This is a genomic window from Salmonella sp. HY31, from assembly GCF_042604575.1.
Classification (GTDB): domain Bacteria; phylum Pseudomonadota; class Gammaproteobacteria; order Enterobacterales; family Enterobacteriaceae; genus Salmonella; species Salmonella diarizonae.
Genome location: NZ_CP170479.1, coordinates 4,175,293 through 4,200,025 on the forward strand (window position 1 = coordinate 4,175,293; position 24,733 = coordinate 4,200,025).

Annotated in this window: 25 protein-coding genes and 2 pseudogenes; 5 read left to right on the forward strand and 22 right to left on the reverse strand. The window is 52.0% G+C overall.

The features are described from left to right. Positions 1 to 8: 8 nt before the first annotated feature. The 4 genes from ACE15A_RS19935 to ACE15A_RS19950 form a co-directional block, all read right to left on the reverse strand. Entirely contained in the window at positions 9 to 929 is a 921-nt protein-coding gene (locus ACE15A_RS19935) for an integrase domain-containing protein (RefSeq protein WP_029403117.1), read from the reverse strand. Between the two features lie 1,010 nt (positions 930 to 1,939). Further along, the gene (locus tag ACE15A_RS19940) at positions 1,940 to 2,245 is read right to left on the reverse strand and encodes a DUF4282 domain-containing protein (RefSeq protein ID WP_053507714.1); all 306 of its coding nucleotides are present in this window, start codon (positions 2,243 to 2,245) and stop codon (positions 1,940 to 1,942) included. A gap of 88 nt (positions 2,246 to 2,333) precedes the next feature. Beyond that, a complete protein-coding gene (locus tag ACE15A_RS19945) occupies positions 2,334 to 2,492 on the reverse strand; it encodes a hypothetical protein (RefSeq protein ID WP_164984555.1) in 159 nt (52 codons plus the stop codon). Between the two features lie 40 nt (positions 2,493 to 2,532). Further along, positions 2,533 to 3,108, reverse strand: coding sequence for a hypothetical protein (locus ACE15A_RS19950; protein WP_053507743.1), 576 nt, complete (start codon positions 3,106 to 3,108; stop codon positions 2,533 to 2,535). Positions 3,109 to 3,345: 237 nt separating this feature from the next. Here ACE15A_RS19950 and ACE15A_RS19955 point away from each other — a divergent pair, with 237 nt between their 5' ends. Then, positions 3,346 to 3,519, forward strand: a complete 174-nt coding sequence (locus tag ACE15A_RS19955) for a hypothetical protein (RefSeq protein WP_164984564.1) — start codon at positions 3,346 to 3,348, stop codon at positions 3,517 to 3,519. 28 nt (positions 3,520 to 3,547) lie between these two features. On the opposite strand, the gene ACE15A_RS19960 is transcribed toward ACE15A_RS19955, so the two are convergent. From ACE15A_RS19960 to ACE15A_RS20045, 18 genes are all read right to left on the reverse strand, one after another. Further along, complete coding sequence (locus tag ACE15A_RS19960) at positions 3,548 to 5,089, reverse strand: conjugal transfer protein TraG N-terminal domain-containing protein (RefSeq protein WP_053507713.1); 1,542 nt, start codon at positions 5,087 to 5,089, stop codon at positions 3,548 to 3,550. Positions 5,090 to 5,095: 6 nt separating this feature from the next. After that, entirely contained in the window at positions 5,096 to 5,398 is a 303-nt protein-coding gene (locus tag ACE15A_RS19965) for a hypothetical protein (protein ID WP_000906500.1), read from the reverse strand. 58 nt (positions 5,399 to 5,456) lie between these two features. After that, entirely contained in the window at positions 5,457 to 6,911 is a 1,455-nt protein-coding gene (locus ACE15A_RS19970) for an integrating conjugative element protein (RefSeq protein ID WP_053507712.1), read from the reverse strand. Positions 6,912 to 6,924: 13 nt separating this feature from the next. Further along, positions 6,925 to 7,899: a TIGR03756 family integrating conjugative element protein gene (locus ACE15A_RS19975; RefSeq protein WP_000147256.1), complete on the reverse strand. Its 975-nt coding sequence runs from the start codon at positions 7,897 to 7,899 to the stop codon at positions 6,925 to 6,927. Then, a complete protein-coding gene (locus ACE15A_RS19980) occupies positions 7,896 to 8,291 on the reverse strand; it encodes a TIGR03757 family integrating conjugative element protein (protein ID WP_000285951.1) in 396 nt (131 codons plus the stop codon). Before ACE15A_RS19980 ends, ACE15A_RS19975 begins: the two co-directional genes overlap by 4 nt. Before the next feature lie 1,091 nt (positions 8,292 to 9,382). Beyond that, the gene (locus ACE15A_RS19985; protein WP_000146375.1) at positions 9,383 to 9,601 is read right to left on the reverse strand and encodes a DUF1187 family protein; all 219 of its coding nucleotides are present in this window, start codon (positions 9,599 to 9,601) and stop codon (positions 9,383 to 9,385) included. A 156-nt stretch (positions 9,602 to 9,757) separates the two neighbouring features. Further along, a complete protein-coding gene (locus ACE15A_RS19990) occupies positions 9,758 to 11,803 on the reverse strand; it encodes a prolyl oligopeptidase family protein (RefSeq protein ID WP_053507711.1) in 2,046 nt (681 codons plus the stop codon). A gap of 399 nt (positions 11,804 to 12,202) precedes the next feature. Continuing rightward, positions 12,203 to 12,406, reverse strand: a complete 204-nt coding sequence (locus ACE15A_RS19995) for a DUF1187 family protein (RefSeq protein WP_053507710.1) — start codon at positions 12,404 to 12,406, stop codon at positions 12,203 to 12,205. Between the two features lie 446 nt (positions 12,407 to 12,852). Then, positions 12,853 to 13,233, reverse strand: a complete 381-nt coding sequence (locus ACE15A_RS20000; RefSeq protein ID WP_000882413.1) for a hypothetical protein — start codon at positions 13,231 to 13,233, stop codon at positions 12,853 to 12,855. 4 nt (positions 13,234 to 13,237) lie between these two features. After that, on the reverse strand, positions 13,238 to 16,066 hold the full coding sequence (locus tag ACE15A_RS20005; RefSeq protein ID WP_077944392.1) for a conjugative transfer ATPase: 2,829 nt from the start codon (positions 16,064 to 16,066) through the stop codon (positions 13,238 to 13,240). 119 nt (positions 16,067 to 16,185) lie between these two features. Beyond that, entirely contained in the window at positions 16,186 to 16,629 is a 444-nt protein-coding gene (locus ACE15A_RS20010; RefSeq protein ID WP_000801395.1) for a TIGR03751 family conjugal transfer lipoprotein, read from the reverse strand. Positions 16,630 to 16,640: 11 nt separating this feature from the next. Next, complete coding sequence (locus ACE15A_RS20015; RefSeq protein ID WP_001166088.1) at positions 16,641 to 18,131, reverse strand: TIGR03752 family integrating conjugative element protein; 1,491 nt, start codon at positions 18,129 to 18,131, stop codon at positions 16,641 to 16,643. Next, a complete protein-coding gene (locus tag ACE15A_RS20020; protein ID WP_129382351.1) occupies positions 18,121 to 19,068 on the reverse strand; it encodes a TIGR03749 family integrating conjugative element protein in 948 nt (315 codons plus the stop codon). Before ACE15A_RS20020 ends, ACE15A_RS20015 begins: the two co-directional genes overlap by 11 nt. Continuing rightward, positions 19,068 to 19,730, reverse strand: a complete 663-nt coding sequence (locus ACE15A_RS20025; RefSeq protein ID WP_000086090.1) for a PFL_4703 family integrating conjugative element protein — start codon at positions 19,728 to 19,730, stop codon at positions 19,068 to 19,070. Before ACE15A_RS20025 ends, ACE15A_RS20020 begins: the two co-directional genes overlap by 1 nt. Continuing rightward, entirely contained in the window at positions 19,727 to 20,092 is a 366-nt protein-coding gene (locus ACE15A_RS20030) for a TIGR03750 family conjugal transfer protein (protein ID WP_053507708.1), read from the reverse strand. Before ACE15A_RS20030 ends, ACE15A_RS20025 begins: the two co-directional genes overlap by 4 nt. A gap of 12 nt (positions 20,093 to 20,104) precedes the next feature. Continuing rightward, positions 20,105 to 20,503, reverse strand: a complete 399-nt coding sequence (locus ACE15A_RS20035; protein ID WP_170916231.1) for a TIGR03745 family integrating conjugative element membrane protein — start codon at positions 20,501 to 20,503, stop codon at positions 20,105 to 20,107. A 43-nt stretch (positions 20,504 to 20,546) separates the two neighbouring features. After that, positions 20,547 to 20,789 carry a TIGR03758 family integrating conjugative element protein gene (locus ACE15A_RS20040; protein WP_042094706.1) on the reverse strand — a complete coding sequence of 81 codons (243 nt, stop codon included), beginning with the start codon at positions 20,787 to 20,789 and terminating at the stop codon, positions 20,547 to 20,549. After that, positions 20,789 to 21,133 carry an RAQPRD family integrative conjugative element protein gene (locus ACE15A_RS20045; RefSeq protein ID WP_053507707.1) on the reverse strand — a complete coding sequence of 115 codons (345 nt, stop codon included), beginning with the start codon at positions 21,131 to 21,133 and terminating at the stop codon, positions 20,789 to 20,791. Before ACE15A_RS20045 ends, ACE15A_RS20040 begins: the two co-directional genes overlap by 1 nt. A 346-nt stretch (positions 21,134 to 21,479) precedes the next feature. Here ACE15A_RS20045 and ACE15A_RS20050 point away from each other — a divergent pair. The 4 genes and pseudogenes from ACE15A_RS20050 to ACE15A_RS20065 form a co-directional block, all read left to right on the forward strand. After that, positions 21,480 to 21,869: pseudogene (locus ACE15A_RS20050) on the forward strand (omptin family outer membrane protease); the annotation flags it as partial. Positions 21,870 to 21,965: 96 nt separating this feature from the next. After that, complete coding sequence (gene istA / locus ACE15A_RS20055) at positions 21,966 to 23,138, forward strand: IS21-like element IS21 family transposase (protein WP_000952373.1); 1,173 nt, start codon at positions 21,966 to 21,968, stop codon at positions 23,136 to 23,138. Further along, complete coding sequence (istB, locus tag ACE15A_RS20060; RefSeq protein WP_000544830.1) at positions 23,138 to 23,935, forward strand: IS21-like element IS21 family helper ATPase IstB; 798 nt, start codon at positions 23,138 to 23,140, stop codon at positions 23,933 to 23,935. Before istA ends, istB begins: the two co-directional genes overlap by 1 nt. A gap of 54 nt (positions 23,936 to 23,989) precedes the next feature. Further along, positions 23,990 to 24,567 (forward strand): annotated as a pseudogene (locus ACE15A_RS20065) (omptin family outer membrane protease); the annotation flags it as partial. Between the last annotated feature and the right edge of the window lie 166 nt (positions 24,568 to 24,733).

Sequence of the window (24,733 nt, forward strand, 5' to 3'; positions counted from 1 at the left end):
CTCCTGTATTATTCCTGAATATCACCGTTTTTAAAGTAAACCTGTTTCACATAACGCCCCCGACCGTCCCCATGACCTAAATCCATAGAAACCCGTGCATATATCTCTTTATCACCCACCCCATCTTTTCGATAAAAACGTCTGGCCTCCTGAGAAAAATGGTAACGCATACTGTGAGGTGATTTCTCTCCGGTTAATCCAGCCTTACGAACATGATAGCGATAAACATCTATTGCCTGTTTTATATTCGGACGTTCGATAAGCTTTCCACTCTGTTCATTCATTATTTTCTCAGCATAACTCAGGGCCTGTCTGACAACATCACGATCGGTAATAATAGTATCCCGGGGGCGCCCACCTTTTGTGCCAAATACAATCAACAGAGAATTGTGCCCCGATTCCAGAGCCTGCATCCACGACTTAACTGATTTACATGACTGGACTGCTTCCTTCGTTCGCAAACCCAGTACATAAGAAAGTTGCATTGCCGCTGCAACACCGGGATTCTTTTTTTCCACCTCTGTAAATGCTTTCCGGAATTCCTCCGGTGGCAACGGTATTTTTTTTCCATCCCGGCATGTATTTGTCAGGCCGAGCGTCTCATTACTCAGTAAAGGGTTATCAGGAGCGGCTAATTTATAACGACCGTCCTTCTGTAAAATAGCTCTCATCACCGCCCTTTCATTCTGAATAGTCCGGTGAGAAATCCCCTGCGCTTTTCTGCTCAGAAGATACCCCTGAAAATGCCTCGTATTGATACTGTGGGTGTCCCGCAGCTTTATTCCGTTTTCCCGTAAATAATTCAGAAAATATTTTGCAATACGAACCCTGTCGGCTTTTGTCGCATAACTGCCGCCACACTCACGGGCAAGAGTAATGAAATCCTTGCGAAACATCTCAACTCTGGAACGCTGCGATTTTCTACTCATACATGCTTCTCCTGGTGACATACGGATACAGAAATCCATCCGCTTATACTGAACAACTGCACAAACAGTCTTCCCGGATAAACAGACTAATACATTGATATTGTTAGTTTTACGTCGTTTCGGACGGCTCTGTAACGCGGTTGCTCGCCTTCCTGGCTCGTATGATGTCTATGTAGCAGAGCGTGCACGTGTTGAGTTTTTACAGGAGTTCGCTACCTGTGCACCAGGGCGATGTTTTACTCCCCGTCAGCCAGCGCTGACGCCTCCAGACATCAGAACGAATTTACATTTTTCCTCTTAATATCAGATGGTTGATACATATCTTTATGTATTAACGAAGTTAAGACAGTCGTCCGGGGCGGCCGTCCGTGAAAACGGACGCTCCGGAAAGGACGTGAATACGTCGCAGAAAACGGACCTGAAATCGCCTAAATTTTCAACAAAAAGCTGATCACGAGCGACGATTTTCTGTCAGGCCGTAAATGACGCGGCTTTCAGGACGTTTTTTCGCGGCGTCACTTGGTGTTCCCTTCGGTCGCACGCAAGTGACGCCGCGCAGCTTCAAACTCCACATACGCACGCAAGCGGCCAGATTTCAGATGGCCTTATGCCGTGCGTACAGTCGTAAGAAGCCCGGGGCGAATGCCCGAACAGATTAAAGACGTCAGTCCGTGGTTTACGGATGACTACAGACCGATCATAGCGGTACTGGATGGAAGTAAAAAAAGCCCTCATCGTCGCGTCATAATGCGCTTTTTGTGACGACATTCTGCTCTCAAGAGCGCGCAGATTTACCTCATTCACGTGGAATGCACCGTCCTTTCAGGTTCAGGAGGTGTTTAGCTAGCCACCCGAAGGCGTTCCTCACAGGCTATACGGAACATTGGTGGTCGCATAGCGACAATTACAGCGGAGAAAGATTAGCAAGGCGGGCTTTTATATGTCAACACCCTCACAGGAGGATTTTTATTTATAAAAAAGGCCGGTTAACACCGGCCTGAGCTGTTATATCAGATATGATTATCTGAAGGTGAAGGCATTTCAGCCTCAGACACATCACTTGTTTTTTCAGGAACTGCATCTGCAATTTTTTTAAGTTGCTTATAGATATTAAACATCAGAATAACCATCTCACACCCAACTCTCAGACCTATAACACCAAATACAAGACCAATACATCCTGCAAAAAAATTGGCGAACATTCCTGTGACGCCACCAACGATTGTGATAACAAGAAAAATCCAGTAGATAACTTTTATTATCTTTGGCGTAATCATCTCATCAAATTCAAGCCACTGCCGCAAAGTATTATTCATATATCGCCCACGCACATAAAACCAATTATTTCAACAAAACAATACAACCTTAAGTAAAAACAGTTTCTCTCCTCCCATCATTAATAAATTATTTTTCCACACAATACGCAGGACCAGAATCAGACAATTGCTTACCAATTGAAGAACAGTATTCTGCTGTTTTTGATAATTCCCAGCTTCGGCCGAAATAGAATGACAAAGCAGCCACCACTATAATTAATAAAGCGAAAAGAATTTTATTTCTCATAATCATACTCCACGCTCAAATAATTACTCCTGTCCATAATTTATCTGACTCTTCCTTCTGCCACATCTTTTACGTGTTTAAATAACGGCGCAAGCGTTGCTTCTTTCAGATGCCCTGGAGCCGGTGATGCGTACGTTATATAGAGATGACTCCCTTTACCATTTTTTTCAACTTCAATGGTAAGATGATCATCAAACTGACCGCCATCCCAGTCACTCCCCATTTTGTAATAGCTACCAGGCATCGCGTCCCATATATGTCCATGATCTTTTATTGCCGAAGCCTGCCATTTCCCATCAGTAGTTCCATTATTACGAATAGCGTCAACTTCCTCATTCGAATAAAATTTATAGTACCGCTTTAATCTTCCTGCAGCCGTATCAACATCAACGGGGATTTCCGTTACATTTTCCCGTTTTTCCCTTTTGGTCGGCGCTTTCTGTGACAGCAACGGCATACCATTATCAGCAGTTGATGAATTATTACCGCGTAATGCACCAGTCAAAGCAAAGGCACCATCACTGATTTGCTTGTTAACCGCAGCAATTTCATCAACAGAACAGGCGCTCAGCACCAGACATGACACACAAACAAGCAACAACTTTTTACTCAACATTAACACCTCTTTTTGAGTCATTTATCAATAGATTCTGTATGGTTTTTCCCCTGTATTTATACAAAAACAGGGCATAATTTGAACATCAAATTCATATCACAGAACTAAAAATTAGGAGTTTTTTCATGACAACCAATTGATTAAGGTAAAATTTTACACTTGCGCATTTATCATACAGGTAGTATGATAACATTGGGTTATTAGTATGATGGATGAATTGGGAGGGAAGTTAATATTATGAATATGTTGCTGAAAAAGCTCCTTTGTGCACTCCTGCCAGATCCGGTTCCCGATGTCCCCAAAAACTCAACGAATTATCTAGTAGAAGAAAATCCACAAGAAGAATTACCTTCCTTTCTAGATTCCCATTCATATTGGGAATATGAGCAATGGGAAAATCAAAATAACTAGCACTGCCAACGTTGGCAGTGCCAAAAGATTATTTATTCATTCCCTTATCCAGTCCCTTAGAGAAACTATTACCACCTGCCCCTGCTAAATTACCTGCTTTCTGCGCTGCCTGATATGTACCACTAGTTCCATCTTTAGCTGCTGTACTAATCGCGACTCCGATATGTACTCCCGCCCATGACAACGCCCCAAGCCAGACTGCCGGCAACACCATAAACATCGTCCCCATTACCAGATTCATTATCAGATCGTCCGACGTGTTCTGGAATCCCATCATATTGAACCGGGTATGCGTGTCCGAACTGTACAGTGCCGTCAGCATCCAGCTGTCAAGCCATCGTGCAAGCTCCCACCAGAACGTCAGAAAATTCAGCGCAAATACCACAAACGTCAGTGTGATCAGGGTTGACAACTCATATGCTGCAAACGCCAGAATCAGCGGCAACATGATATAAATTGCCATCAGCAGAATGGCCTGCACCATTGGCAGCGCCTGTCGCATTGCATCAAGCGCCGGGAATGCCCCCAGTGCTGCCACCGCACTGCCAGCCGTTCCCGCAATCCTGGCCACCGCATTATAGGTCGTCATATCCGCATTACCACCATATCCACGGTAAACCTCACCGTCCTGAGAGACTGTCAGACTCTTCGGACTCACCAGCCGTCGGACAACTTCTTCCTTATAATCGACCTGGCTGCTGCCAATCATTTTCATTGCCGCTGACAACCGCAACCAGTAACTGTCGCTGACCTCCGCAATCACCCGCGCCCTCAGGCCGTTATCTGCTGCCAGCCACCACTCATTACATGTCGGATATCCTCCACGTCCCGTATTCGGACGCCCGCTGTCCCGCGATTCATTCCAGGGAAAAGCTGCACGGGGGAGTTTTGACTGCAGCGTCATGTAATCGCCTTTCATAAACGTGGTACTCCCTATCCACGCAATATCTGAAAGGAGTTTTTTATCCTTCGTCTGCCCCTGATCCCTTTGTTTCCACATATACAGGGCCAGCGAATAGCAGTCATTGGTAAAATCCTGCAATTCATCTGCCAGCGCACGGTTTTCAATAAACGTCCGCTGAACCTCAAAACGTAACTGACGTAAATCTGGCCGACAGGGGATCGACGCAACCGCAGCCTGTGTCACCCCCTTGGATAATTTATGCACCATCACCCACCAGAGTGGCGCAGCAGCGGTCCGATCACCAAGACTGGAAATAACTCCACTGTAACCGGTATCTCCGGGATCTTTCGGTGTCCAGGTTCCGCATGTTCTTGCCCGCGTTTTATCAAACTTAATACTGTCAAGACTGATCTGAATCAGAGGAACGCAACAGACAATCATGACGAAGAAAGCACCGTAGAGCACATTCTCAATACGGGGCAGCGAAAGTAATCCCTTGTTACCTTCATCTTCCCCCTCTTCCCGGACTTTCAGCCAGATCCCAATCACCTTAAATACCAGCGGCAGTGCAAACAATCCGGTGCTGATTAGCACATCCCACAGGCCATTATTCACCACCCAGCCCAACAGGGTCAGAAAATATTCCAGATAATTATTTGTGGTCATAACGCATCAACGCCCCGGTCCGGCAAAAACAGAGTATTCACACAGCAGAACAAACAAAACACTGACTGTGGCCATACGAAGAAAAGGTGCCCTGTATTCCTGTCTGAAGCCCGATGCATGCCAGATTTTCCACCCCCACCATCCGAGCGCGCAGTAGACACACAGACGCCAGATCAGCCAGCCATAACGCGTCTCATACATCCATTCACGCAGGGCAGCAAAACCCTCTGCATGGCGAATACCGGTATTTGCCAGCCACAAAGAAAACACGGTGATACCTGCCAGTAGCAGCAGATACAAAATAAGCATCTTTCCCTTCCTTTTTAGCCGGCCGCGCATTCCTGCTCCCGTATTCACCTTCATAACCTTATTCCTCATCAGGGGCCTCCAGCGTATGCATCCGGCTGTCAGCATTATCCGTCTGCTGAATCATCGGATTGTTCCCAACCCGTTCATTCTCCCGTTCAATAATGGTCAGCACGCTGTTGCGGGCCAGTTCACGCTTCAGCTCCATCTCGTTTTTCAGCGCTGCAATCTCCCGGTCCAGCGCCTCAATACGGCGGCTTCCTTCTTCAATCGCGGCATCCTGCGCTGCAGCATACGGCTCAGACATCCCCGTCATAATCATTCTGCGCATCAATAGCGCCGTCTCCACCGTATCTGCCATTGCCAGTTCACCGGCCAGACGCCCGGTCAGTGCAGCATTATCCGGATCCCGTTGCAGCGCCTTAATCACTCCGGCCGTTACTGTCAGACTGCCTGACCGGAGTCTGGCCAGATTTGCTGCTGTCGGCTTTTCAGTACCATTCACCAACTTCACCAGTTGCTCCGTATTCACTTTCACCGCTTCTTCCAGCATCGGCGTGAACCCGGTTCCGGCAACCGCCACTCCCGGCTGTTGGTCTTCATCCCCGCTGGTACATTCCGCTGCATTGCCGCAGGTCCGCATGGAACGATCGCCCAGCACCCTCACCACCGCCTTTGCTGCCTCTTCAGCATTACTGAACTTACTGCACACACTTCCGGTACAACTGGTGCTCCCGACCGTTGATGTACTGGTAACAGGCAGGTTATTCATCATGTTAAAACCCGCTGCAGCCAGATCATGCGTGGGGCGAATAGCCGCCTGCCCTGCCCCGCCACGATCCTGGCCACCAATCCATTTCCGGCCTTCTTTCCCGGTAGCCTTACGACCGGCATCATCTCCCCGGATGGCGTCACCATCCCCTGAATTCACGATTTTCTTGTACTCATCCAGCATCGCAGCCTGTGTCCACTTGCTGCTGTCCGAGAACTCCATCATGCGCTTCGCCATGTTCTGACAGTTCAGCTGTGCCTTGTCGAACGCCACATTAGCCTGAAGCACCCCGTTAGTCAGTGCGTCATACAGCCCCGGATTAGCCCGCTGGATAACCATCGCCGGCAGACTGGCCACCGCCCCCGTCGCTCCTTGTATCACATCCCCCATCAGGTTTTTAAAACCGTCCGTCACCCCGTTCAGCTGATTGCTCACCGTGGTTTTCAGGTCAAAGTTGCCGCACATCAGGTTGCTGCTCCAGCCAATATCCACCCCGAGCTTCTTCATGTTGCTCCGGGTCGCCGGCTGCGATATCACTGACCCGCCTCCCAGGGTGTAAAACAGTTTGTCCGAAATGGCACCATCAATGGATTTCCCGTACCCGATGGCACTGTCATTCACCTGTGGCAGGGAGAGACCGAACGTACTGCGTTCATTCTCCGCCGCGTCGGCCATTGTGCTGCAGGCCAGCATGACGGCCAGTGCCACGACATTTATCAGTTGTGGTTTAGGTTTATGCTTCATGATTTGCTTTCCTCTAAAAATTCGTACTGCCCAAGAATTTCTGGCCCCGCTTTTTGCAGCAACTGTAGGGACGCCACAGGGCAAACGCGGCATTACCGTCCTCCGGCGCGGCATGACTGCCATCCGGAAACACGGCGCAGGATGAAGAAACGGAAGGGGTCAGTCGCTGCCACTTGTGATTACGGGTGCCGGTGTTTTCTTCCACCGCATCCGGTGGCCAGTAGCCATCCTTTTTTCGGCCTTTCAGCGACTGATAGACGTGGGGCTCACCGGTGCGGGTGATAATATCCGCCACCCGCTGGGCCACCAGGGCTGCCGCTTTGTCATCATCGGTCTGGCTGACAAAACCGGAACGGGGGTAGATATTTCCCCACATGTCTGCATTACGTTGACTCCCCAGTTCCCGTCTGCCGGGTATCATGGCTTCGGGATACAGGGATTCAGGCATGCCGGTGCGCCAGGCAAGACTGTCCAGCGTGCTGAGAAAATAAGGCCTCAGTGGTGTGGCAGCAGACTCACACGAATACCCGGGAATGCTGCCCCCGATAAGCAACGTGGCCGGATGCCCCAGCGCATCCGCGTATTTGAAACGGATGGCAGATTTACGCCGCCCCGGCGATTTCATATCTGCCGGGTTTCCCCCGCCAGCAGACAGCCCGGCAATCCCGCTGCTGATGGCGTTCTCCACACCGCCGGATGTCTGACTGACCAGAGCAATTTCCCGCCAGGGATTACCGCCCGGTGCGGTATAGGTGGACACCACTGCTTCAGGGATAAAATGTGAGACCTTCACGGACGTTCTGACCCGACACCCCGACCAGGAGCAGTGCAGCCAGTAACAGATACCGCTGACCCGCCAGCTGATGCAGCTCTGAGAAATAGCACCGGCCGCTATCTGTGCCGTATTCAGGGAAGCACCGGCCACAGAAACAGTCGCTGTCCACAACAAAAATGCGCCAGCATAACGTCGTGTTCGCAGACCCGTCATGGCTGGCCTCCCTGACTCCTGAGTCGTTCAGCCTGTGCCACATCGGTGGTGCCGTACACCGCTTCCCGGTCATCGAACACCACCGCAGGGTATTTTTTAAGCCCCAGCGACCAGGCGTGGGTCACCTGGCGGTAACGTTCTGCAAGGTCAGCCTGTGCAGACTGCCATTCAGGAGACTGCATGTGCTCACGAACGGCCACCTCAGCGGCTTCAGGGTCAGCCGGCAACGGGCCAAAAAAAGCATCCTGCAGTTGCTGTGGCCCGTCGAGCAACACAACCTGTACATCAGGGGGCGGATTAACCGGCAGATGTGCCGAGTCGGTATAAACAGTAGTGCCGGCAACTGATATCACCGGCAGGGCAAGAAAGGAATACAACAGCTTCCGGTACATGGAATGACTCCGTCAGACAATACATACCTGACAGCGTGCGCAGAACCGGAAGCAGGGTCATCAATTAATTCAAAACCGGATACTGAAAATTAACGGGAAGAGCAACAGGTAAAATTCATGAACAATCAGCTCAAAGCGCTGTCAGAATTCCGGAGAGGACACAGGACAATCACGGAGTATGTCGATGTATAAAATATTTAACACCATACTGGTGCTGATAATACTGATTGCGGGTTATATCGCGACCAGCACATACATTGTTTATCTGAACGGGGAATGCCCGAATGAATGGGAATGCCCACCTCCCGCTTTTGGCATCTCAATTCTGCTCATACTGATATGCAGTGGCTTATTAACCGCGGGCGCTCTGCTCAGAAAAGCTTTCAGAAAATAATTCAATAGTATGTTACCCGGAAGAATCACGGCACACTGAAATTAGGAATTTTTCACACTATATTTTTATTGCCTGTCAGGCCATAAGGCATCAAAATAAGATGCTCATAGCATAGGTATGCCATCTGGAAAACTGAGAGTGTTCCCTCTTCTTGACGACCTGGAAATCTGACACCTGAGGGAACACTCTCTTCTTTTCGGATAAGGCGTTATCACGTTTCTGATTAACCTTAATTATGAAGCTGACATCCCCTGTGATAACGCCTTATCCTAAAACTCACCGAATTTTACTGCCCGTACGTCCCGTTCCTGTATCGTAATAGCAGACTCATCCGGCGACCAGTGTTTACTGGAATAAAAAAACCACCTCATACAGAGGTGGGGTACAAATGCACTAAAGCCAAAAACTCAACAAATGCAGGAAGGTGTAATTATGCATCTGATGATATCGTAACACTATACCCGTGTGCCCGCGCTCTCCGCGCCAGATGAAATTTTCGGATTTTTGTATTCCGTAATAAAAAAACCGGGCAGTCATGCCCGGAAATCTAACGTTTCAATGTAAGGAGGCCATCATTTGTGTTTCATGTCATAATGAGCCAGTCAACTGACGAAGGATATATTATCACCATATAACGCACCTTGTTATTGCAGAGTGGCATTTTCAGACTTTTCATTGGTCACTTACGCACACAACGTCATTCAGCTTTCTGCTTAAAATAATCCACAGGCTCGCAACAGAAATCCTCCACAAGAACAATATCTCGTTTCCTGGCGGCTCTACCCGGTATATCAGGAAGAGAAAACATCTTTTCGCATTGAGATTTCGTCATTTTTCCTCTGGTAAAACGTGTTCGGGTAATCGGCACCTCCCCTGGTTTAATTATCATTGCTGTGATTTTATATCCGCTCGCCATCAGAAAGATGCCTCTCCCTCATTAATAACTTCATCTGAACCATCCCCATGACAAAAACGCGAAAAAAGTGAACAGTATAGCAATGATTCATACGAAAATTCCGCCGCTCCTGCAGAAGAACTATTCCAGATAATGATAAACAATGAAACAACACAATTATCCTTGTTGCCATTCTGTCAGCATTTGCCACAGAAACTCTTCTGTCATGGCATGATAAAATGCCAACTGACTATTATCCTGAGCACCACCGTGACCTGCATTGGTTTCTTCATACAGCCAGACATTGTTATGGCCCTGCTGTTTCATCCGGGCCACCATTTTACGTGCATGTGCCGGACTGACACGATCGTCATGCGTACCAGTGGTAAACAGTACCGGCGGATAGATTACATCTGAAGAGACTTTATCGAATGGTGAATATGTTTGCAGCCATTGCCATTCTTCTGCGATGTCCGGGTCTCCGTATTCGGCAATCCATGAAGCACCGGCCAGCCAGCGATGATAGTTAGCCATATCCAGAAGAGGTACTTCGCATAACAGTGCGCCAAACAGGGCTGGATAGTCTGTCAGCATATTACCAATCAGCAGACCGCCATTGCTTCCTCCTTGTGCCGCAAGTCGGGCTGCACAGGTCACACCGCGGGTTACCAGATCCCTTGCCACAGCAGCAAAATCTTCATAAGCGCGGTGCCGGTGTTGTTGCAACGCTGCCTGATGCCATTCAGGGCCATATTCGCCGCCACCACGAATATTTGCCACGACATAGACACCACCTTTTTGCAACCATGTTGCACCTTTAGCCCCCATGTATTCGGGAATTAAAGAGACCCCGAAACCTCCATAGCCATACAGCAGAGTAGGGTGATTACCGGTGAGCTCCAGACCTTTGGTCGCTATCTGAAAATACGGGATATATGTACCGTCCAATGACTGGACAAAATGCTGAGTGACCTCAAAATCAGCCTTATCAAAACATGCAGGTTCATGCTTCAACTGATGAAGGGTTTTGTTATCCAGATCGCCATAACTTATGCTACAAGGCTGCAAAAAACCCTCGCTCACCACCTGATAGCGGTTACTCTTTGTATCAACACCTGAGGCCGAAACCGTCACAAAATCTGGTAATATTAACGTTTCAACATTGCACCACATCCCATTCTCTTCTTTTAATATTTCAACTCTCCCGACCATGTCCCGGTTCAAATTGAGGATTAAATAATCACGGGTCGAACAATAATTCTGTAGCACAGTATGTTCATCCGGCGTGAACAGTATAGTGAAATTACGTTCACCCTGCTGAAAAGATGTAAAATCCATTGTCAGCAAAGCCCCTGCCGGATAGGTTTTATCCGCTATTCGCCAAGATGTGGTAAGCAAGACAAGCAACCAGGCATTAAAAAAACCACAGGATGCATCATCCGGAATATCTATGGAGAGCAACTTCCCCTGCGCAGTGAGTAGATATGTCTGCCTGTGGAAAAAATCCCGCTCGCATTGCACCAACGTTTTCTCAAATCCCTGAGTAAAGTCATGCCAGGCGGAAACCATCATATCTGTTGTTTCCCCGGCATAAATCAAGGTAGCCTCTTGTGGTAAAGTGCCTCGCTGCCAGCGACTGACACAACGCGGATAACCTGATGTCGTGACAGTATCCTCGCCATCATCAAGTGCCAGCAACAGGGTATTTTCATCAAACCAGGCAACTGAACTTTTACTTTCTGGCAGAAAAAAACCATCTCTGATAAAAGTTTTATTGATCAGATCGAATTCACGAATTTCGCAGGCATCCCCTCCTCTCGATAAAAAAATTAAAGCACGAACAAAATCAGGATAGAGCAGTTCTGCACCGCAGAAACTCCAGTTTGCACCTTCCTCTTCATTAATGTAATCAATATCCAGCACAATTTCCCATTGAGGGTCTGCTGTCATATATGATGTTTGATGAGTTCGTCGCCAAATACCACGAGGATGATTATCATCCTGCCAAAAGTTATAAACCATATCATGATAATGCTCACCCCAAGGAATATTTTCCTGATCATTTAATGATCTCAGAATGGTCTGCTGCATATCCTGAAAACGTCCACTTCGGGCAAACTTCGTCATAGTAATGTTATTTTGTTCAGCGACCCAGCGTAATGCCGTATCGTCCTGAAGTAACTCAAGCTTACTGAGAAAATCCGATAAATGTTTTTGTTTCATCACTGCTCCTTCTGTGTTGATAATGCAGGCCAAAGATTTCGCGCTCAATCGCTTTTGGGGCGGAGGACGAAACGCAATAACATCGCACCAGAAAGTCGATACCAGACCAGTTTATCAATAAACATCAGTCCAAGTAATGAATAAAGTCGAAAGCCCGCTGAAGAATCTGATCTTCCCGGAACGGTATCTTTTTATGTCAACGGCAAGTAGTAGATCAGTGGAATATTCTTACACATTCGCTCTGCTGATGTATAAAAAAACCGGGCAACCAGGCCCGGAAAAATTACGTCTCAATACAAGGAGGTTATCATTCATGTTTCATATCATAACGAGCCGGCTAACCGACCGGGCAGAATGTTATCACCATATAACATTCATTTTTATTACAGCGTGATATTTTCAGACTTTTTCGTGCTCAACCGCCACACACCGAAAATCCTGCACTTTGACCTTATCGCCAAAAGAGCGACCGGGCTCTTTTGGAATGGAAAACATATTCTCACACTCTGCCCGGGTCATTTTATTTCCGGAGTAACGGGTCCAGAGTACCGGCGGATTGCCAGGCTTCATTATCGTTGCCGTGATTTTATAACGAGCCGCCATACCTCATCTCTGCAATCAGTATATCTTCGACTGAGCCATCACCTGTGACGTAAGCGCGAAAAAAAGTCAGCAGTATGGCAATGGCTCATGCGAAGATATACTAAAAAAAGCCCGCCTCTCCTGCGGGCAAATCGTCCTGTGAGTAATGATAAACAATGAAACAACACAATCCCGTAAATTCTGCCCGTTGGCTTCCGCTGGTTTCAACCCCTGAATGATATTTTGAGATTTTTCCTTTCTCTGCCAGCGTCAGAAATAAAAAACCGCACCGGAGTGCGGCAAATGGAAAATGCTGGAAAGTGTATTATAAGGCTGCATACAAAATAAAAGTGTCTGCCCGACAATAGTAATAAAAACATGCCACCTTTTGTAATAGCCTGATTTATTTTTCAGACTTTTTCATCCCCCGCACCTCAGCGGATGCCCGGAAATGGTACACCTCCCCCTCACTTTAGCTCTGCCAGCCACAGCAGCAGATAACACAAATCAGCAGCATCGGTCACCGGGATATACCAGCGGGGATGCGCATATTCCTCCTCCGACGGCCAGCCCTCATGGCCACTCACCGTCAGCAGGAGATTCACCTGCTGACCCGACCGCCCTTCCAGTGCCACCGCCACGCTGCTGTTCACCCCCACACGCTGAGGCTGGCAACAGATACGCGTCACCGGCCCCAGCTGCTTCTGCAGATGCCCGCGCAGACGCTCAAGATTATCCCGGGTGGCACTACTGGCACCGGGCTGTCCCTGTGGCGGCAGCACAAACACACTTCCGGCAGGATGCCCCTGTGAAACCTCTTCCGGCTCCGGATATTTCAGACACAGCATCGTCTTACTCCCCGTCAGTCAGCCCACGCAGTCTGTCCAGCTTCCGGGCCACATGAAATGCGGCTTCCAGTTCGCTGCACTGATGCGCTTTCATTAACGCCCGGCGCTCCGCCTTCTCCTCCTTCTCCGTCATCCCCAGCGCGAGGTAAATACTCGGGGGCACCACGCGGAACAGTGCCTCCACCTTCTTCGCCAGTACCACCCCTTCCGTGTAACACCCCGACAGTTTGCCGGCTGACAGCAGCACCGCCTTCTGCTCCTCTGTCAGCGCCTTAAAGCGGGCAATGTTGTTCACCTCCTCCGGCGGCATGGTCAGACACACCCACCACTCAGCCATATTCAGCATCTTCTCGGCAGCATCCGGGTAGTCCTTCAGGTTCTGCGTGGCCAGCCACAGCCAGGCGCCCAGCTTGCGCCACATTTTCACCACCTTGGTCATGTACGGGGACAGCAACGGATTCACCGTCACAATGTGTGCCTCATCCACCGCAAACAGAATATCCCGCCCCAGATACTGGTCACGCTCCGCGATGTTGTTAATCATGTTGGTCATCGACACCATGGTCAGCGCCATCTGGGCTTCATACCCCTCACGGGCCAGATGCCCCAGGTCAATCAGCGTCACATCCGCCTCCGGCCACAGCGCCCCCTCCCGGTTAAACAGCTCCGCCTCAAAACTGCCCGGCTGAGTGAACATCCCCAGCGCTTCCGCCATCTCTGCCGCTTTCGTCCGCCGGAGTTCATTTCGCTGACTGTCCCGGGAGATTTCCCACAGTGCCGACTGCAAATCCGCCGGCAGCATCTGGCGTTCCTCCCGGTATGTGGTGTGCGTGGCCATCAGCAGGGCTTCACGGATCACCGCCCTGTCCGCCCGTTTGAGTGCCGCCTCTTCCTTCGGATCCCCCCCGGTGATCATCATGCGGGCAGAGATCTCCATTTCTCCCAGGATATCGCGCTGCTCCTCGCTCTCGTCCTGCGTGTCATCATCAATATCCGGCAGTGTCTGTTCATCCACATCCTGCAGGGTCTGTCCCTGTGCCACCAGGTGATGTGCATCCGCAAACGGTGGCAGGCTGACACCGGTGCCCGGTTTCACGCTGATTTTGTTGACGCTCAGCCCGAGGCTCTCAAAATAATCGGCCAGCAGTCCGAACGAGTTACCAGCCTCAGCAATAAAAAGACGGGGGCGATGTACGGCCATGATCTGCGACAGCGAGGAGCACAGTGTGGCGGATTTCCCGGCGCCGGTCGGACCAAACAGCAGCAGGTGCGCATTCTGGGTGCGATCCAGTTTATTCAGCGGATCAAAGGTCAGCACATCCCCACCCCGGTTAAAGAAACTGAATCCGGGATGACCGGTGCCCGTCTCCCGCCCGGTCACCGGCAGGAGCCCAGCCAGATGCTGCACCCACATCAGACGCGTGTACCACTGCTTCCTGTCCGTATCCGGATCAAAACACATGGGCAGCGCACGCAGCCAGCTGTTCAGTGGCCCCACATCAAACTCCGGACGTACCGGCTGCAGACCGGCGCCCAGTAGTGCTGTAGTCAGGGCCACCCGCTTACGCTTCAGGCTGTCCATATCCTCTGCCCGTAACAGAAAACTGATCCCCGCCCGGTAAAGTTTATGGCGGTTCCCCAGATATTCCTTCACGGTGGCCACATCCTGACGGGCACGGATGGACTCTGTGTTCTCCCCGACTGCATTTTTTGACAGCCGGGTGAAACGCTCCTCGAGTGTGTCCTGCGGCTGTACCACAATGGTCATGCACAGCATGGTGCCTTCAGGGAACGTATCCATCAGGGCATTCACCGTCTTTTCGCCCCGGGCCTTCTCACCGGTCAGCGTCCCTGCCTCCGGGGGTGTACGCAATTTCTCCACCACCACGGCGGCATGCGGAAGCCTGTCCAGCCACCACACGCCGTTTTCCGGATCCGACACCGGCGGCGTGAACCAGAGACTTTCCGCAAAGTCGGTCATCACAGGCATCATGCCCTCCGGGGTCTCCTGCGGTGCCGCGCGAGTGGCCAGACGATACAGAGTGTCCCTGTCCACCCACGCCGGCCGGGGATTGAACAGCCTGAGCAGCCAGCCATGTACCTGCAGACCGTTCATACGGGTACAGCGCACCCCCGCCCCGCCCAGCGCCCCCACCACGCGTTCACAAACCTGGTTCAGCATCGCCACCGGCGGCATCGGGTCATGGCTGTTTTTCCCGATACGGCGGTACACCACCATCCGGGTCCGTCGCTGCTGACCACGCCAGGGCTGCCCGGTCACCAGTGTGTCCGTGAAAAGCCCTTCCGGACGGGCAATTCCCCGCAGATGCCGTTCCATCTCGCCCAGCCAGGCCTCTGTAAAAGCGGTGCGCTGCGCATGGGGCTTCACATACCCCCTCAGATGGTCAAGATATGCATCCACATCATTTTCATCCTGACAGAAGAACTGCACCACCCAGGGGTGAGTGTCGTATTCATCAAAGCTGTCCTGCAGGGCATCCTCCACCGTGTCGCGGATTTGCTCAAGACGCTCTGCCGTGCGCCCTTCCGTGGCTGCCGGTGTCACCTCATACACAGCCCCGACCGACACCCCGTCATCCAGCAGCAGGCACTGCTCTTCATCCAGGTATTCCACCCAGGGCAGAAAATCAATAATGGACGGGCCCGCATGGTAAATTTTCGCCTCCTCCTGGCGGGTCATTCGCCCGGGGCGGGTCAGGTTACGGGGAATACCGGCGTCACCGGCACCGGTTTCATGCGCACACGCTGCTGATGCCACTGCCTGTGCAGGCACCTCCGTCTTTACTTTCTTTTTAAACAAAGGAAAAACCATCTGACTGACATGAACGCATCCCGTCTGCCTGATACAACAGCCTTTCAGCGTTCCTCCCGAAAATGCGTTGATAAACCGCCGGCATCATGCCGGCACCATCACTCAGCTCATCCGCCTCGTCAGAACGCTGCCGTGCGTTCACCGGGCATCGCATACTGCGTCTGGCTGTAAAATGAAAACACCGTGCTGTAGCCCGGTACCGGTGAGTTCCCCTCTGCAAGGTGCGGAAAGACATACATCACCATGTCCGGGTTGGGCAGTCGTGGAAACTGCTGGCTGATTTCACTCTCCTGTGTCCGGCTGTAACTGCGGTCCGTCTGCGCAGCGTCCTGCTGTTCCGTTTCTGTCAGCGGACGCCGCAGTGTGTCACGGGCTGTCGCAGCAGAACGGGCGCTTCCGCCGCCCGCCTGCCCCTGCCAGATTTCCAGCATCGTCTGCTCCCCGGCGGGCAGCAGTTCCTCTTTTGACGTGGAACAACCGCTGGCCAGCACAGCCCCTGTCAGTACCAGTAACGGTAACAGCGTTCTGCCTGAAACACGCAGGCGTGAACAATCTGGTTTCATCTCATTCTCCTTCAGTCCAGACCACCCTGTGTGTCCGCCTCTCCCGGCAGGGTGAAGTCATAACGCACCTTACGGCCCAGGTCTTCGTAATCAATCGCCAGCTGGCGGGTGATGTGAACGGCCAGCCTTTTTCCCGGTGGCACATAAATGGCATCAAACGTCTGCCCGTAACGCTGCTTCACCCACTCTGCTGTCTCATTCATTCCGCCGGAAATCGCCTTACCCAGTGCCGCCTCCCCGGCACTGCCGGTCAGCGCAGAAGAAAGGCCGTTGACGTTATTCTGCGTGGTGTACTGCCCCTGGCTCAGGGCCTCACCGGCCGCCCCCGCGGCAGACAGACCGAAAATGGTGGGCAGGTATGTGGCAGCATTGGACTTACGGGTGCCACTGATACACGGAATGCCATCCTCATCCGAAATCCAGCCAATGCCGCCGGTGTTATTCCCGTTCTTCGTCTGCTGATTGCTGTTGGTGGTGCCGTTCACATCCGGTGCCGGCAGCGTGCGAACCCGCCCGTCAGCAAACACAAAGGTGATACTGTTCACCTGGCCCCGCACACAGGAAAGCGTCCAGTCACCACTGGCGGTACCGGACACCACGGCCCCTTCCACATCCGGCAGTTCAATGCCGTTGGCGGTCAGGTTGTCCTTACCGATAAGCACCTTGAACGGATAAGGGTCTGTCACCGTGCCGTTGACCGGCACCCGCCCCAGCAGGGCCGTCATTGCCCGGCTCCCGACCAGGGTGGCATTCTCCGGCAGGGTGTAGACGGCCTGTGTGGTGGCCTGTTGTTTTTCGTTACTGTATCCCTTCACCTGCTGTTCATACGCCGCCTTCTGACGGGTCAGCGGGTTATCATCCAGAAAGGAGGTGGGGAAACGGGGACCACTTTTGCCCCCTGCCACATCCCGTGGGTCAGGCTGTGACTGGTCAGCCGGCGTCACCCACATCAGGCCATCGGCCCCCTGTGACACCGCGCTTCCCGGAGAACTACTCAGTCCGTCAAGCCCCAGCCCGAGGGGAATATCGCTGTCAGTATTTGCCTTACTGCTGCCACCCTGCTGCGCCAGCTGCTCCGTCAGGGACTGCACCTTTGCCATCAGGGCGTTCTGCTCGTTCTGTAACTGGCGCTGCTTCTCCTCATAACTTTTCTGCAGTCCTGCCACGGCATCGTTCAGCTGACCGGACACATCCGTTCCGCGTTTGCGCAGTTGTTCATTCTCCTTCAGCAGTCTGCTGTTCTGTTCGTCCAGCGTCTGCTGACGTTCACGTACCTGATTGAGACGCCCGATAAGCGTGCGCAGGGTATCTTCCGGCGTGTCACCCTCAACACCCAGCGCCTTCAGTTCCTCCTGAGACAGAGTCCCCAGGACCTGTGTCTGCTGTGCTGACGGATCTGATGACGACGCGGGATCACCACAGCTTTTAAGCCCGATGAATACCCCGCCCACAACCACAACGGGCACCACAAATTTGACCAGCGTGTTGGATTTAATCTGCACGATTCACCTCCCCGCGGGCGCTGCCCCCTGTCTTACGGGCTGTGGTGACTTTACGGCGGACTGGCTCTGCGATAAACGCCCTGTCCGGTCTGCCCTCTGTCACCAGATACAGTGTTGTGGTGTCCTCCGGTGTACCGGCAGGTCCCAGCCAGCGATGCTGGAACGTGGCGGTCACAAAGTTTCCCTGCAGTGCCCTGGGGTCCAGCACCACCTTACGGCTGACCGTGTTGATGAGCTTCAGCGCCACCACAGTGCGTCCGCCAGCGCCCCATGCCGCCAGTGGCGTGACGGTCAGGGGCTCTGACGGATACAGGGTGGTGATGCGTCCGGGCAGGTGATGACTGACCGGGTGAATACCAGGCATCGCCTCCAGAGTCCTGAGCGGGGCATACAGGGACTGGGCAGCGTAACGGGTCAGTAACACCGGCAGGGGCGCGCTGTAACGAACCGGCTGACGACGGGCCTGCGTACCGTCATCCTGTCCCGGTGCCCGCGACTGACCGGCGGAGGTTTTACCGGATGAGGACGCCGGTTTCATCAGGTCAGTCGCCTGACTGACCGTGCTGACCTCACCGTCATACACAATACGTACCGGCTCAGAAGGTCCCTGTTCACCGGCGGTGACATCGAGCAGAATCATTTCCCCGGTCTCCACATCCTGCAACTGCAGCCGTGTCTGTGGAAAGGCACTGTCCGCCTTCAGGTACACGGCACCACCGGTACTCTGCACCCGCAGCTTACCGTTCAGTGCCGGCGGGAATCCCACCCGCACATTTTTGTCCGCAAAAATCACCCGCTCCTGCCCCACCTTCAGAGGTACGGATAACGGAATACGCTCCCACTTCATCAGTTCGTCAGCATGCAGCACAAACGGGGGTATCAGTAACGGAAGCGCCATCAGGCTATTCCGGAGGAAATGACGGACGGTGACTGCCATCACTGCGCACCTCCCGGGCCTGAAGCCACCGGCGCGGCTTCCAGCCGTTGTGGTGTGCTGCTGTAGCAGTCAAGCGCCAGCCCGAAGGGGTTATGCTCCGGGTCCCCCTCCCAACGCACCACTTTCAGGGGATAACGCACCAGCGCACGTTTGACCGGCTCGGCATGAAAATACTCATCCGCCACCAGGTCCAGACGTACCAGCCAGTTATCCCGGCCCTGTACGGTGACCGGATTTTTGTTGTAGCGCCCTCCGTACCCGTGCTCAGGGATTTCATACACCACGCGCACACGGTCAAGCAGTTCCCCTGCATCCTTACGGCGGCGGGCATCGTTCTCCATCAGTTCACGGCATGACGGCGTCAGATAGGCCGACAGGGCATGAATTTTAGCCGGGTAATCCACCTCACCGTTCTTCGGCCAGGCATTTAACTGCTGGAAGATATAAAAGGCGAAAGAGTAGACCGTCGACGGGGGCACTTCCCACCACGGACGGGTACTGCCGGAACGCAAATCAGGCGGGTTATGAATGGTCAGGCGACTGGGGGCTGTCATCCAGCCAATACAGGCCAGTAACAGAAATCCTGCCAGCACGGTACTGATAATGCGCAGGCTGCGGATATGCTGGTCCCTGTCCTGAAGGGCGTGACGAAAACGACTCATGATACTCTCCTTACCGGCCGGGTACGGCGCAGGGACCAGCCCTGCGCCGCCATAATCAGCGATGAACGGCCCATACCGGCACGACACTTTTTCTCCTCCAGCCGCTGCCAGAGCCAGTTATCCGGCTTGCCACGCTTCATCCGGGTGATCCAGCTTCCACCGAACCAGATCAGCAGCAGCGGCGTGACCATCATCCCGGTCGGGATAATCACCCAGCCGGTCAGCGGAAGCAGCGGTAACGGCCAGAGCAGGCCGAGACCGGCACCGGTCAGTGCGGCCAGTCCAAGTTCCGGCGTGGTGAAGCCCCGGAACACGGCCGGCTCCACGTTAAGGCGATCGGGTAAAAAATGAATGGTCTGCATGGGCGGCGTTCCTTACAGAATGATGGAAGCCGATTTGGTCAGCAGCCAGATCACCGCAACCAGCAGGATCACCCCCACCACCACAATGGCCCCAAACTGCGTCCAGGATTTTTTTCCATCCTGGATTTCCGAAAACGTGGAAATCGCAGCATTCGCCACAACAATGAAAGCAATGGCAGAAATAATCAGACCACCCAGCACCACGCCGTCCTGGGAATAGCCTTTAATCTGCCCGAACAGCCCACCACCACCACCCGATGACGGCGGCTCCATCTGGGGCAGATCAGCCAGCGCCGGCTGCATACTCATCCGGAGCAGCAGGCACACAGAAAACACGGCCTGCCACAAACGCAACAGCATTGTGCGCGGCAGAGAAACAACACGTTTCAGAAAACGAAAACACCACTTCATAAACACAAAATCCTCATAATCATGATTCAGATAACAACTCACCTCAGCTGGCAAACATCCAGATACTGAGAACCAGCAGGAGAGTCAGCCGGATAAAAAAGCGCCCCAGCATTGCGCTGCGGACCTTCTCATTACTCCAGCCCGCCCAGACATCCAGCAGCGCCCAGGCCGCCCAGAGAAACAGCACGGCAAAAAGCAGCCCGAGTGACAGCAGATGCAGGGTACTGATATCCATTTCCCCGGATGCTGCTTTAAAGGCGGAGGACTGCATGGCAGACATGCCCATCAGGGACGCTCCCGCCGGTAGTGCCCGTTCACGGCTGACGTTGTGCGGGGCTGGGCCCGGGAAGGCGTGAGATAGCAGTCAATGCCATCACGAATGGTCTCCAGATCGGCACGCGCCCGGGGATAATCAAAGAAGTAACGGGATGACTCAGACGAGCCGGACTGCACAGCGGCCACCCGGGCCCGCTCCAGCGCCGCCTGCACCTGGTCAAGCTGGCGCATGGCAGTGGCCAGTTCATCCTGTTCAGCCGCCTGAACGGATATGGCAAAGGTGGAAAGAAACAGCATCCCCGCAGCACCGGCCAGACGGCCAGCACGGCGAGATGATGCCGGAAAAGAACGCATACGCACCTCCTTCAGAGTTAAACGGTGCGTACAGAATGCGTAAGGGCAGGAGATGAGTCAGCGATAAACTCTTTTTATAAAAGAAAAAATTAACCCTATTGCATGTCAACACAGGCACAGGTTTTTCATTCCTGGTGATAACAGAATACAGATATTTAATTCAAACAAATCGCTGCAATTAACATGATAATTATCAATGGCGTGACAAATTAAATTTTCTGATTTCTTGCACCGGGAGCAATTATTTTAAACAAAAGTCAAACAAAACAATGTTTCACAATTGACGGAAAAATAAAAAACCAACGAATATTTGTCTGATCAATCAGACTGAAAGGAGTCAATTATTATGCGATTAAAACTTCTGGTAATGGCATTTTCTGCTCCCGTTGCACTCAATGCTCTGGCCACCACTGAACCTTTCGCTTTTACCCCTGAAAAGGTCAGCACAGAACTGAGTCTGGGAACACTGAGCGGTAAAACCAAAGAGCGAGTTTACGCTCCTGAAGAGGAAGGACGGAAAGTCAGTCAACTGGACTGGAAATACAGCAACGCCGCTATTATTAAAGGCACCATTAACTGGGACCTGCTCCCCCGTTTGTCTGTTGGTGCATCAGGCTGGACAACCCTCGGTCAGAAAGGGGGAAATATGGTTGACCGTGACTGGCAGGATTCAGATAAACCGGACATCTGGACAGATGAGAGCAGGCATCCTGATACCCGCCTTAATTTTGTGTCAGCGCCAGTGATATAAGACGGTAATTCACCATTTGGATTGTCCGCTCCACCCAACATGTTGTTTCCTTAAGGTTCTCACACCAGAAAGGACATCAACATGCTGAGCAGAGAGGACTTTTACATGATAAAGCAAATGCGCCAGCAGGGCGCGTACATTGTCGATATTGCGACTCAGATTGGTTGCTCTGAACGGACGGTCAGACGCTACCTCAAATACCCTGAACCGCCAGCCAGAAAGACCCGCCACAAAATGGTTAAGCTGAAACCGTTTATGGATTACATCGACATGCGCCTGGCAGAGAATGTCTGGAATAGTGAGGTTATCTTCGCGGAGATTAAGGCAATGGGTTATACGGGCGGACGTTCCATGCTGCGTTACTACATCCAGCCCAAACGTAAAATGCGTCCGTCAAAAAGAACAGTTCGCTTCGAAACTCAGCCTGGATACCAGCTCCAGCACGACTGGGGCGAAGTTGAGGTGGAGGTTGCCGGGCAACGGTGCAAAGTTAACTTTGCGGTTAATACGCTGGGGTTCTCCCGCCGCTTCCATGTCTTCGCAGCACCAAAACAGGATGCTGAGCATACCTACGAATCACTGGTTCGCGCCTTCCGCTACTTCGGTGGTTGTGTGAAAACGGTGCTGGTTGATAACCAGAAGGCTGCGGTGCTGAAGAATAACAACGGGAAAGTCGTGTTCAACTCCGGATTCCTGTTGCTGGCCGACCACTATAACTTCCTGCCACGGGCATGCCGTCCACGCAGGGCCAGAACAAAAGGTAAGGTTGAGCGAATGGTGAAATACCTCAAGGAGAACTTCTTCGTCCGGTACCGCAGGTTCGACAGCTTCACTCATGTTAATCAACAACTGGAGCAATGGATAGCCGATGTGGCTGACAAACGGGAACTTCGCCAGTTCAAAGAAACGCCGGAACAGCGCTTCGCGCTGGAGCAGGAACATCTGCAGCCGTTACCGGATACGGACTTCGATACCAGTTACTTCGATATCCGCCATGTGTCCTGGGACAGCTATATCGAGGTTGGTGGTAATCGTTACAGCGTTCCCGAAGCGCTGTGTGGTCAGCCGGTATCGATACGAATATCGCTGGATGACGAGTTGCGGATCTACAGTAATGAGAAACTGGTGGCCTCACATCGCCTCTGTTCGGCATCGTCTGGCTGGCAGACAGTGCCGGAGCATCACGCCCCGCTCTGGCAGCAGGTCAGTCAGGTGGAACATCGACCACTGAGTGCCTATGAGGAGCTGTTGTGATGCATGAGCTGGAAGTCCTGCTGAGTCGCCTGAAAATGGAGCATCTGAGTTATCACGTTGAAAGCCTGCTGGAACAGGCAGCTAAAAAAGAGCTGAACTACCGGGAGTTCCTGTGCATGGCGCTACAGCAGGAATGGAACGGCAGGCATCAGCGCGGTATGGAGTCCAGGCTGAAGCAGGCTCGTCTGCCGTGGGTCAAAACGCTGGAGCAGTTCGACTTTACCTTCCAGCCGGGCATCGACCGTAAGGTTGTCCGGGAACTGGCTGGTCTGGCGTTCGTGGAGCGCAGCGAAAACGTGATCCTGCTGGGACCTCCTGGTGTCGGAAAAACTCATCTGGCCATAGCTCTTGGCGTGAAAGCGGTGGATGCGGGACATCGGGTACTGTTTATGCCACTGGACAGACTGATCGCGACACTGATGAAAGCGAAACAGGAAAACCGTCTGGAGCGTCAGCTGCAGCAACTGAGTTATGCCCGGGTGTTGATCCTGGATGAAATAGGCTATCTGCCGATGAACAGAGAGGAAGCCAGCCTGTTCTTCCGGCTACTGAACCGTCGATATGAAAAAGCGAGCATCATACTGACGTCAAACAAAGGGTTCGCAGACTGGGGAGAAATGTTCGGAGATCACGTGCTGGCAACAGCGATACTGGATCGGTTGCTACATCACTCAACCACGCTGAATATCAAAGGAGAGAGTTACCGGTTAAAAGAGAAACGTAAAGCTGGAGTGCTGACCAAAAACACAACGCCAATCAGTGATGATGAAATGGTGAAAAGCGGACAGCATCAGTAACGAAAGTATCTTAGCGGGCATGAAAATGGCAAATAACGGTCAAACATCGTGGCGTTGACATTTGCCAACGAATTTGACCTGAATGTTAAAGGATGGATCTTAAATGAACCCGATTACCGCCTTGGCCTCATGGCGGGGTATCAGGAAAGCCGTTACAGCTTCACCGCCAGAGGCGGTTCCTATATCTACAGCTCTGATGATGGATTCAGAGATACAACCGGCACCTTCCCGGACGGAGAAAGAGCCATAGGCTACAAACAGCGTTTTAAAATGCCCTATATTGGCCTGACGGGCAGTTACCGTTATGAAGATTTTGAACTGGGGGCACATTTAAATACAGTGGCTGGGTGGAATCCTCTGATAATGATGAGCATTATGACCCGAGTAAAAGAATCACCTATCGAGAAAAAGTCAAAGACCAGAATTACTACTCTGTAGCCATTAACGCTGGTTATTATGTAACGCCGAATGCAAAAGTTTATGTTGAAGGTACGTGGAATCGGGTCACTAATAAGAAAGGTGATACAGCACTTTATGACCATAATGATAACACTTATGACTACATCAAGAATGGCGCAGGTATTGAAAATTACAGTTTCATAACCACTGCAGGCCTCAAGTACTACTTCTGATACTCTGGTCGGGCTGTCCGCCCGACCTTTCGACACAGCCCCTCCTTAAGCAGACACAGTTAATCCCCGGAACTGGTTACGATCCCCTGCGCCCCCAGGTATTTCGCCGTTAACATATAGCCCTGATAAAAATAAATGATTTCTTATAGTTTTGTTGTAATCTGAG

Bases quoted from the DNA above. Each gene is read 5' to 3' on its own strand.
- ACE15A_RS19935 (WP_029403117.1), bottom strand. From the start codon at position 929: ATGAGTAGAAAATCGCAGCGTTCCAGAGTTGAGATGTTTCGCAAGGAT.
- ACE15A_RS19940 (WP_053507714.1), bottom strand. From the start codon at position 2,245: ATGAATAATACTTTGCGGCAGTGGCTTGAATTTGATGAGATGATTACG.
- ACE15A_RS19945 (WP_164984555.1), bottom strand. From the start codon at position 2,492: ATGAGAAATAAAATTCTTTTCGCTTTATTAATTATAGTGGTGGCTGCT.
- ACE15A_RS19950 (WP_053507743.1), bottom strand. From the start codon at position 3,108: ATGTTGAGTAAAAAGTTGTTGCTTGTTTGTGTGTCATGTCTGGTGCTG.
- ACE15A_RS19955 (WP_164984564.1), top strand. From the start codon at position 3,346: ATGAATATGTTGCTGAAAAAGCTCCTTTGTGCACTCCTGCCAGATCCG.
- ACE15A_RS19960 (WP_053507713.1), bottom strand. From the start codon at position 5,089: ATGACCACAAATAATTATCTGGAATATTTTCTGACCCTGTTGGGCTGG.
- ACE15A_RS19965 (WP_000906500.1), bottom strand. From the start codon at position 5,398: ATGCTTATTTTGTATCTGCTGCTACTGGCAGGTATCACCGTGTTTTCT.
- ACE15A_RS19970 (WP_053507712.1), bottom strand. From the start codon at position 6,911: ATGAAGCATAAACCTAAACCACAACTGATAAATGTCGTGGCACTGGCC.
- ACE15A_RS19975 (WP_000147256.1), bottom strand. From the start codon at position 7,899: ATGACGGGTCTGCGAACACGACGTTATGCTGGCGCATTTTTGTTGTGG.
- ACE15A_RS19980 (WP_000285951.1), bottom strand. From the start codon at position 8,291: ATGTACCGGAAGCTGTTGTATTCCTTTCTTGCCCTGCCGGTGATATCA.
- ACE15A_RS19985 (WP_000146375.1), bottom strand. From the start codon at position 9,601: ATGGCGAGCGGATATAAAATCACAGCAATGATAATTAAACCAGGGGAG.
- ACE15A_RS19990 (WP_053507711.1), bottom strand. From the start codon at position 11,803: ATGAAACAAAAACATTTATCGGATTTTCTCAGTAAGCTTGAGTTACTT.
- ACE15A_RS19995 (WP_053507710.1), bottom strand. From the start codon at position 12,406: ATGGCGGCTCGTTATAAAATCACGGCAACGATAATGAAGCCTGGCAAT.
- ACE15A_RS20000 (WP_000882413.1), bottom strand. From the start codon at position 13,233: ATGCTGTGTCTGAAATATCCGGAGCCGGAAGAGGTTTCACAGGGGCAT.
- ACE15A_RS20005 (WP_077944392.1), bottom strand. From the start codon at position 16,066: ATGGTTTTTCCTTTGTTTAAAAAGAAAGTAAAGACGGAGGTGCCTGCA.
- ACE15A_RS20010 (WP_000801395.1), bottom strand. From the start codon at position 16,629: ATGAAACCAGATTGTTCACGCCTGCGTGTTTCAGGCAGAACGCTGTTA.
- ACE15A_RS20020 (WP_129382351.1), bottom strand. From the start codon at position 19,068: ATGGCAGTCACCGTCCGTCATTTCCTCCGGAATAGCCTGATGGCGCTT.
- ACE15A_RS20025 (WP_000086090.1), bottom strand. From the start codon at position 19,730: ATGAGTCGTTTTCGTCACGCCCTTCAGGACAGGGACCAGCATATCCGC.
- ACE15A_RS20030 (WP_053507708.1), bottom strand. From the start codon at position 20,092: ATGCAGACCATTCATTTTTTACCCGATCGCCTTAACGTGGAGCCGGCC.
- ACE15A_RS20035 (WP_170916231.1), bottom strand. From the start codon at position 20,503: ATGAAGTGGTGTTTTCGTTTTCTGAAACGTGTTGTTTCTCTGCCGCGC.
- ACE15A_RS20040 (WP_042094706.1), bottom strand. From the start codon at position 20,789: ATGGGCATGTCTGCCATGCAGTCCTCCGCCTTTAAAGCAGCATCCGGG.
- ACE15A_RS20045 (WP_053507707.1), bottom strand. From the start codon at position 21,133: ATGCGTTCTTTTCCGGCATCATCTCGCCGTGCTGGCCGTCTGGCCGGT.
- istA (WP_000952373.1), top strand. From the start codon at position 21,966: ATGCTGAGCAGAGAGGACTTTTACATGATAAAGCAAATGCGCCAGCAG.
- istB (WP_000544830.1), top strand. From the start codon at position 23,138: ATGCATGAGCTGGAAGTCCTGCTGAGTCGCCTGAAAATGGAGCATCTG.